Source organism: Pseudoxanthomonas sp. LjRoot204_2, assembly GCF_056175765.1.
Genome location: NZ_JBGFFG010000149.1, coordinates 1 through 7,579 on the forward strand (window position 1 = coordinate 1; position 7,579 = coordinate 7,579).

Genomic DNA, 7,579 nt, shown 5'->3' on the forward strand with positions numbered 1-7,579 from the left:
GCGTAAGGGCCGGTGGCGCAGGTGGCCGCGTTGTTGCAGTAGATGTCACGGTGCAGCAGGCGCTCGGCCACCGTGAAGGGGAGGGTGCGTCCATGATTGCCGGTGTCGATGTGCGCCAGCGACACGAAGCTGGTGCCGAAGGCCCACTGGCCGTTGTGCGTGACCGACCACTGGTCGCGGGTGAACTCCTGGTCGGCCGCGTAGCCTACCTGCGGCGCCGCACGCCAGATGCCTGCCAGGCCATCCACGGTACCCAGCGGATATGTTTCCGTGCCCAGGTTGTTGATGTAGGGCGTGTTGTCGTAGACCTGTTCGGAGGTGTCGTAGTCGAAGGTGACGCTTTGGAGATCCGTCGGCGTCCAGCTCAGCGTGATCCCCGCGCTCTTGTTGGTGTTGTCCACGGTCTTGCCGCCACCTCCGAAGCCCAACGCGCGTTCGAACACCGTGCCATCCGGCGCGGTGATCGTTTCGTACTCCGGCGTCGACGCATTGCGCTCATACCAGGAGCCGCGTACGCCAACGCCCAGGCGATCCTGCAGCAGGGGTCCCATCAGCGCGAAGTCGAGCGTGGTGTCGCTGCCGAAATCGCTGTTCTCCTGGATGCCGTGGCCGAGCGTGGCCGACCCGCGCCAGCGATCCGAGACCTTGCGAGTGATGATGTTGATCACGCCGCCCAGCGCATCGGCGCCGTACAGCGTCGAGGCGGGACCGCGGATGACTTCGATGCGCTGGATCATGTCCAGCGGCGGAATGTGGTTGAACTGGTTGCCGCCGAACGAGTTCGGGTAGATGTCGCCATGATTGTTCTGGCGCTTGCCGTCGATGAGGATCAGGGTGTAGTCCGGCCCCATGCCGCGGATGCTGATCGTCTTCTGCCCGGTCTTGTCCGAGGTTTCGCCGACGTCCACGCCTTCCAGGTCGCGCACGGCGTCGATCAGCGTGATGTAGGGGCGCTTGCGCAGTTCTTCGGCGGTGATCACGCTGATGCTCGCGGGCGCATCGGTGATCTTCTGCTCGAAACCGGACGCGGTGACGACCACGGCGTCGAGTTCGGTGGCCTCCGCCGCACCTTCAGGCACGGGCTGGGCCAGCGCGGGCGCGCACACCAGGACGACAAGGGCGAGCGCAAGGCGGGTGTGGCGCGGCGGCGCCTGCAGGGAGCTGCAAGAGAGGTTCATGAAGGGCTTCGCAGGGATGAAGAAGGAGGCGCATCACGCGGACAATGGCGCGACGCGGACCGCACGCCGTGCCTCGCACGGCCGGCGAGGATCAGGCGACGCGCGGTGGCGCCTGGCCGGGATGCAAGCGCCGTGTGGCGTCGGGGCGAAGCATCGGCGTGGTGTTCGACAGAGGCGCGCGCGACGCTCGCGTTCCTTCGGACGAAACGGTGAGAGCGTGGCCGGCCAGGAATGCCGGCGCCGGCGCGGCAGCGCGGGAGGCGGACCCAGTCCAGACCTTCAGCGCGCTGACACGAGGCTTCTTCAGGTGCGGTCCGCGATACGGCATCACCGGTGGCGGATCGCCGTCCTCGGCAGCGCTTGCGAGGGTTGTCGGCGTGCCGGACCCGGCGGCGTCCAAGGCTTTGACATGGCCACTTCCCAGCGAAAGGCTGATCGCGGCATGGAAGACCACGATCGCCAGCAGGCCCAGCAGACGGCAGTACAGTCCCGCGCGGGCCTGTGGCGCGCGGCTCTGTCCGACGATGGAGGCGAATGCTTGGAACACCTGACTTCCCCGGCGGCGAGCCATGGCGGCCCACCGGACACGGCGAATCTTAAATGAGAATACTTATCAAATGCAAACAAGGATGGATCTTGTTTAGATGGGTCAGACCTCCGCCCATTGCCGCAGCAGGTTGTGGTACACGCCGGTCAGCTGCACCAGCGCAGGGTGCTCGGGCACGTCGGCAGTCAGGCGACGGATGGAGACATCCAGCTCGAACATCAGCCGGCGATGGCCATCGTCGCGCACCATGCTCTGCAGCCAGAAGAACGAAGCCACGCGCGCGCCGCGCGTCACCGGCGTCACCCGGTGCAGGCTGGTGCCGGGGTAGAGCACCATGTGGCCGGCCGGAAGCTTCACGCTCTGGGTGCCGAAGGTGTCCTCGATGATCAGTTCGCCGCCGTCGTAGTCTTCCGGTGCACTCAGGAAGAGCGTGGCGGAGAGATCCGTGCGCACCGGGTCCACGCCGCCGCGGCTGCGGTCGTAGCGGATCGCGTTGTCGACGTGGTACCCGAAGGACTGGCCACCGGCGTAGCGATTGAACAGCGGCGGATAGATGCGCCTGGGCAGCGCCGCCGAGAAGAAGGTGCTGTTGCGCGAGAGCGCGTCGAGGATCAGTGCGCCGACGTCCCGCGCGGCCGCCGAATCCTCCGGCAGCTGCGCGTTGTCCTTGGCCTTGGCCGACTGGTAGCCCGCGGTGATGCGGCCGTCCGCCCAATCGGCGGTATCCAGCCGCGCCCGTGCTTGCGCGACCTGCGCGGGAGTCAGGACATCCGGGATCGCCAGCAACATGCGGTTCGCCTCGAAAAGAAACCCCGCCCATTGTGCATGGGCGGGGTGGTATCGCGTGGGTGACTCAGAACCGGAACGTGGCCGTCAGCACCGCCGAGCGGCCTTCGCCCGGATTGGCCCAGCCGTTGCCGGCGGTCACCACGCCAGCACCGTTGACGGTCAGGTTGTTGCGGATACCGGTGTAGTACTCCTCGTCGAACAAATTGCTGACGTTGAGCTGCAGGCCGATACGTTCATTGATCTGGTAACCGACCATCGCACGGTGGACCCAGTAGGCTTCCGTCTTCAGGTAGGCCGTTGCAGAGGAGTTGTTCGGATAGAAACTGCCCTGGTAGGTCGCACCGTAGCCGAAGGTCCAGTCGCCCAGTTCGTACGTGCTCCAGAGGCTCGCCGAGTGGCGCGGTGTCTGGGTCAGTTCGTGGCCCTTGACCGGATCCGTGGCGGCACCGTCCGCTGCGTTCTGCAGGACCTCGCTGTCCAGGAACGTGTAGTTGGCGAACACCGCCCACTCGCGCGTGATGTTGCCGGCCACGCCCAAAGCGATACCGTCCACGCGCACCTTGCCGTCTAGCACCTGCTCCGGCTGCAGCGGGTCGACGCTCGCCACCTTGTAGTTCTGGCGCTCGTTGCGGAACAGTGCGGCGGTTACCGCAAGGCGGTTCTCCAATACGTCCCACTTGGTGCCGAGCTCGATGTTGACCGCGGTTTCGGGATCCACATTGCACGTCACCGCGCTGCAAGCGCCATTGACCGACGCCTTCGACGGCGTCTTGCTGTTGGCGTACGACAGATAGACGCTGGCGTTGTCGACTGGCTTGTACACCAGGCCCGCGCGATACGAGAACAGATCGTCCTCGTTCTCGAAGACGCCGCTCACGCCAGTGATCTGGCCCGTGGTGGAGACGGCGTAGTTCACCGTGTCGCCTTCGTTGTGCTCGTAGCGCGCGCCCAGGTTCAGCAGCCATTGGTCGCCAAACTTCAACGTATCGAACACGTACACCGTCTGGTTGTTCAGGCTGCCCTCGGTGCGGCCGGTACGGAAATAGTTCTGCGGACCGGCCCAGATGTTGTACGGATTGTCGAAGTTCTGGATCGGGTAGGTGATGCCCGTCGTGGATCCGTCGGGATTGCGGAAGGTCGTGCCGGTGTCCAGTTCGAAGTCCTCCTTGCTGAAGGACATGCCCACGACGACGTCATGGCGCACGGCGCCCGTGCTGAAGCTGGCCGTCAGGTCCGTCTGGCTGTGGGCGATGAAATTCTCGGTGTCGCGTACCAGTCCACGCGGGCCACCATTCGGATTCCATGTGCCCGCCGGCTGACCCACGCAGGCCTGGCCGGTATAGGGGTTGGTGTTGTTCGACAGGCACCACGAACCCTGCAGTGCAGTGGCATTGGTGTACTGCTCGACCCGCTGCAGGCGACCCAGGCTGCGCAGGGTCACGTGGTCGCCGAAGTCCATTTCGAACACACCGGTCAGCATGTCGACGTCGCTTTCCTGACGCGACGTGTTCCGATAACCGAAATACGTTTCGCGATCCACGCCCGGCAGGGGGCCGTCGTTGAACGGACTCAATGCGAACGGGACGCCGTACTGCGGCATGTTGTTGTCGTGCTGGTGCAGGTAGCTCAGCGTGAAACGGGTGTCGGAATCCAGGCCGAACGCGATCGACGGCGCAAAACCCCAGCGGTGCTTGAATTCTTCGTCGCGCCCGGGTACGTCCTGGGTATGCCCCATCGCGTTCAAGCGGACGGCGATGCCGTTCTCGAAGTCGACGTTGCTATCGGYGGTCACGCGGCTGTACTTGTCCGAGCCAGCGCCCACGGTGAACGTGTTGAAATCGCCCTCGCGTGCGGTCTTGCTGACCAGGTTGATGGTGCCGCCGACGGAGCCGGCACCGGACATGGCGGAGTTGGCGCCATTGATCAGTTCGATCGACTCGAGATTGAACGTGTCGCTGCGCGTGTACTGCGCACTGTCGCGCACGCCATCGGTGGTGATGTCGCTGCTGGCAGTGAAGCCGCGCAGGTTGATGCTGTCGCCATAGCCGCCGCCGCCTTCGCCGGCACCGAAGGTGATGCCGGGCAGCGTGCTCAGCACGTCCTTCAGGCCCAGCAGGTTCTGTTGCGCCATGACGTCGCTGGTCACCACGGTGATCGTCTGCGGCGTGTCGAGCAGGGGTTCGGTGTACTTCGGCGAGCTGGCCTTCTGGACGCGCTCACCGTGCACCTCGACGGTGTCCAGTTCCTTGGCCTGCATGGCGGCGTCGGCAGGAATCTCGCCGCCCGGAGCGGCAAGGGCAGGGGTGCTGAGGGCCAGCAGCAGGGCAGCGGCGAGGGGAGAGTGGCGCAGATTCATGAGCATCCTCAGGTGCAGGAAGGGAACACCCGGTGGCGAAGGCTGGCGGGAGAGATCGGTGGCGAGGGGGAATGCGCGCCTCGGCGGCGCCGTGATCGTTCGAGCATCGTCGCGGCCACTTGCCGAGCGGCCCGCGAGAAGCGGATCAGGTGAAGGGCGGCGGCCCGCGTCCGGGCGAACGGACGCGACGCGAAGCCGGGGCGTCCGCATGCCGGTTATCGGCACGCGCGAGCTGCGGTGCGGTCGCGACACAGCGTCGAACGATGCAGTCGCCGTCGGCTTCGGACTCTGCCGGCATCGGCAGGCTTTCGACCATGTATCCGGCGGGAGACGCGGACGTGTACCCGCTACGGTGCGGGCCGTCCATGTCGGGTTCGTACTGGGCAGCCGAAGACCATGGCGACGCGCCCCGGAGATCCGCGCCAGTGGACGCGACGAACAGGCCTGCGAGCACGAACAGGCTCGCCCACAGCAGGCAGCCTGACAGGATCGAAAGAGGGCGGACTTCGCGCAGCACGGGGTCTCGATGGGTCGGCTGCGACAGCCTGTCGCAGCGGTGCGACAGGATAATGAGAATGATTTGCGATTACAACAGGCGCGCCAGCGGCTTGGGTCAGTCGCGATCGTCACGCGTCCAGACGCCGCCGTGTTCGATGCGAGTCGGGAACTTGGGAACGGGCGAATACGCCGGCGCACACAGGGCACGCCCATCCCTGACATCGAACCGCGCGCCGTGCAGCACGCACTCGATGCTGGCGTCCTTCGGGTCGAAGGTGCCGGATGACAGCTCGAAATCCTCGTGGCTGCACTTGTCCTCGAGGGCGTACAGCGTGCCCTCGTGATTGACGACGAGGATCGGCGTACCCGTGACCTCGTCGAAGACGGTTTTCATTTCGCCGGGCAACAGCTCGCCCGTGGCACAGACAAAGGTCCAGGTCTCGCTCATGCCGCGGCTTCCGTCAGAGGCTTCTCGAGGACTTCGAAGCGCAGATCGTCGCGCTTCGGTATGCCGAAGCGCTCGTCGCCGTAGGGGAAGGGCTTCTTGGTGCCGGTTCGCACATAGCCGCGGCGTTCGTAGAACGCGATCAACTCGTCACGGATGTCGATCACCGTCATCCGCATCGCGGGCAATCGCCATTCGTCGCGCGCCACGCGTTCGGCTTCCGCCAGCATGGCCTTGCCGACGCCACCGCCCTGCAGGTCGGGCCGCACGGAGAACATGCCAAAGTAGCCCGCACCCTCGTCTTCCGCCACGTGCGCGCAGGCCAACAGCAGGCCATCGCGTTCGGCCAGCAGGATGCGGCTGCGATCGCGTTCGATGTCGCGGGCGAGCACGTCCGGATCGATGCGCTGGCCATCGAGCATGTCGGCTTCGGTGGTCCAGCCCTGCTTGCTGACATCACCGCGGTAGGCAGAGGTCACCAGTGCGACGAGGGCCGGAATGTCGGCGGGGACGGCGGAGCGGAAGGTCAGGGTATCCATGCCGCCCATTGTAGGGCGGCAACCCCTTCTACCCCAGCGTCAGGCCAGCAGGCTGCGCGCTTTCTTCAGGGYCGCGATGAAGCGCTCGACATCCTCGTGCGAGTTGTAGAACGCGAACGAGGCCCGCAGGGTGGCGGCGACGCCGAAGAACTGCAGCAAGGGATGCGCGCAATGCTGGCCGGAGCGGACGGCGACGCCCTCCAGGTCCAGCAACGTGGCCAGGTCGTGCGCATGCGCCCCTTTGATCAGGAAGGAAATCACCGCCGCCTTGTCGGGCGCGCGGCCGAAGATGCGCAGGCCCTCGATCCGGTCCAGTTCCTCGGTGGCGTGCGCCAGAAGTTCGGCTTCGCGGGCTTCGACGTTGGCCATGCCCAGCGCATCCAGGTAGTCCACGGCCGCGCCCAGCCCGATGAAACCCGCGATGTTGGGCGTGCCGGCTTCGAACTTGTGCGGCGGGTCGTTGAACACCGTGCCGTCGAAGCTCACTTCCTTGATCATCTCGCCGCCGCCGATGAACGGCGGCATAGCCTGCAGGTGTTCCTTGCGCGCCCACAGGGCGCCGGTGCCGGTGGGCCCGCACATCTTGTGGCCGGTCAGCGCGTAGAAGTCGCAGCCGATGGCGGCGATGTCGACCGCGCGATGCGGCACGGCCTGGGAACCATCGACGACCGTCGTGATCCCGCGCTTGCGTGCCTCGCGGCAGATATCGCGCACCGGGTTGACTGTGCCCAGCACGTTCGAAGTGTGGGTGATCGCCAGCAGCTTCACATCACCGGTCATCGCGGCGTGCAGCGCATCGAGGTCGAGCGTGCCGTCGGCGTGGATTTCCGCAACCTTGATGGTCGCGCCGGTGCGCTGGGCGACCAGTTGCCAGGGCACGATGTTGGCGTGGTGCTCCATGCGCGACACCAGGATCGTGTCGCCGGCCTTCAGGCGCGGCAGCGCCCACGAGTAGGCCACCAGGTTGATCGCGAAGGTGGTACCGCTGCACAAGACCAGCTCGTCCGCGCGCACGTTGAGGAAGCGCGCCAGCGTCTTGCGGGCGCCTTCGTAGGCTTCCGTTGCCTCCGTGCCCAGCGTATGCACCGCACGGCTGACGTTGGCGTTGTGTTGGCGATAGAAGTCGTCGGTCGTCCGGATCACCGACACCGGCTTCTGGCCGGTGTTGGCGCTGTCCAGGTAGATGAGCGGCTTGCCGTTGACCTGCCGCGCGAGCAGGGGGAAGTC

At 65.9% G+C, this 7,579-nt stretch carries 8 protein-coding genes; all 8 read right to left on the reverse strand.

Annotated elements, in window-relative coordinates; all coding sequences use genetic code 11:
* Nucleotides 1-1,178: TonB-dependent receptor plug domain-containing protein (locus tag AC04L7_RS08785; RefSeq protein ID WP_475512847.1), on the reverse strand; the 1,178-nt coding region annotated here is incomplete at its 3' end.
* Nucleotides 1,179-1,269: 91 nt separating this feature from the next.
* Nucleotides 1,270-1,749, reverse strand: a complete 480-nt coding sequence (locus AC04L7_RS08790; protein WP_475512848.1) for a hypothetical protein — start codon at nucleotides 1,747-1,749, stop codon at nucleotides 1,270-1,272.
* Nucleotides 1,750-1,827: 78 nt separating this feature from the next.
* Nucleotides 1,828-2,514 (reverse strand): Fe2+-dependent dioxygenase, encoded by a 687-nt coding sequence (locus tag AC04L7_RS08795; protein WP_435999950.1) that lies wholly within the window; start codon nucleotides 2,512-2,514, stop codon nucleotides 1,828-1,830.
* A 64-nt stretch (nucleotides 2,515-2,578) separates the two neighbouring features.
* Nucleotides 2,579-4,870: a TonB-dependent receptor gene (locus AC04L7_RS08800; protein WP_475512849.1), complete on the reverse strand. Its 2,292-nt coding sequence runs from the start codon at nucleotides 4,868-4,870 to the stop codon at nucleotides 2,579-2,581.
* Between the two features lie 145 nt (nucleotides 4,871-5,015).
* Nucleotides 5,016-5,387 carry a hypothetical protein gene (locus tag AC04L7_RS08805; protein WP_435999946.1) on the reverse strand — a complete coding sequence of 124 codons (372 nt, stop codon included), beginning with the start codon at nucleotides 5,385-5,387 and terminating at the stop codon, nucleotides 5,016-5,018.
* A 96-nt stretch (nucleotides 5,388-5,483) separates the two neighbouring features.
* On the reverse strand, nucleotides 5,484-5,816 hold the full coding sequence (locus tag AC04L7_RS08810; RefSeq protein ID WP_296278848.1) for a non-heme iron oxygenase ferredoxin subunit: 333 nt from the start codon (nucleotides 5,814-5,816) through the stop codon (nucleotides 5,484-5,486).
* Nucleotides 5,813-6,352 carry a GNAT family N-acetyltransferase gene (locus AC04L7_RS08815; RefSeq protein ID WP_435999944.1) on the reverse strand — a complete coding sequence of 180 codons (540 nt, stop codon included), beginning with the start codon at nucleotides 6,350-6,352 and terminating at the stop codon, nucleotides 5,813-5,815. The genes AC04L7_RS08810 and AC04L7_RS08815 overlap by 4 nt, the downstream gene beginning before the upstream one ends.
* Nucleotides 6,353-6,391: 39 nt before the next feature.
* A partial coding sequence (locus AC04L7_RS08820) for a cysteine desulfurase (RefSeq protein WP_475512850.1) occupies nucleotides 6,392-7,579 on the reverse strand: 1,188 nt, incomplete at its 5' end.

Coding starts and splice junctions, on each gene's coding strand:
- AC04L7_RS08790 (WP_475512848.1), bottom strand. CDS start 1,749: ATGGCTCGCCGCCGGGGAAGTCAGGTGTTCCAAGCATTCGCCTCCATC.
- AC04L7_RS08795 (WP_435999950.1), bottom strand. CDS start 2,514: ATGTTGCTGGCGATCCCGGATGTCCTGACTCCCGCGCAGGTCGCGCAA.
- AC04L7_RS08810 (WP_296278848.1), bottom strand. CDS start 5,816: ATGAGCGAGACCTGGACCTTTGTCTGTGCCACGGGCGAGCTGTTGCCC.
- AC04L7_RS08815 (WP_435999944.1), bottom strand. CDS start 6,352: ATGGATACCCTGACCTTCCGCTCCGCCGTCCCCGCCGACATTCCGGCC.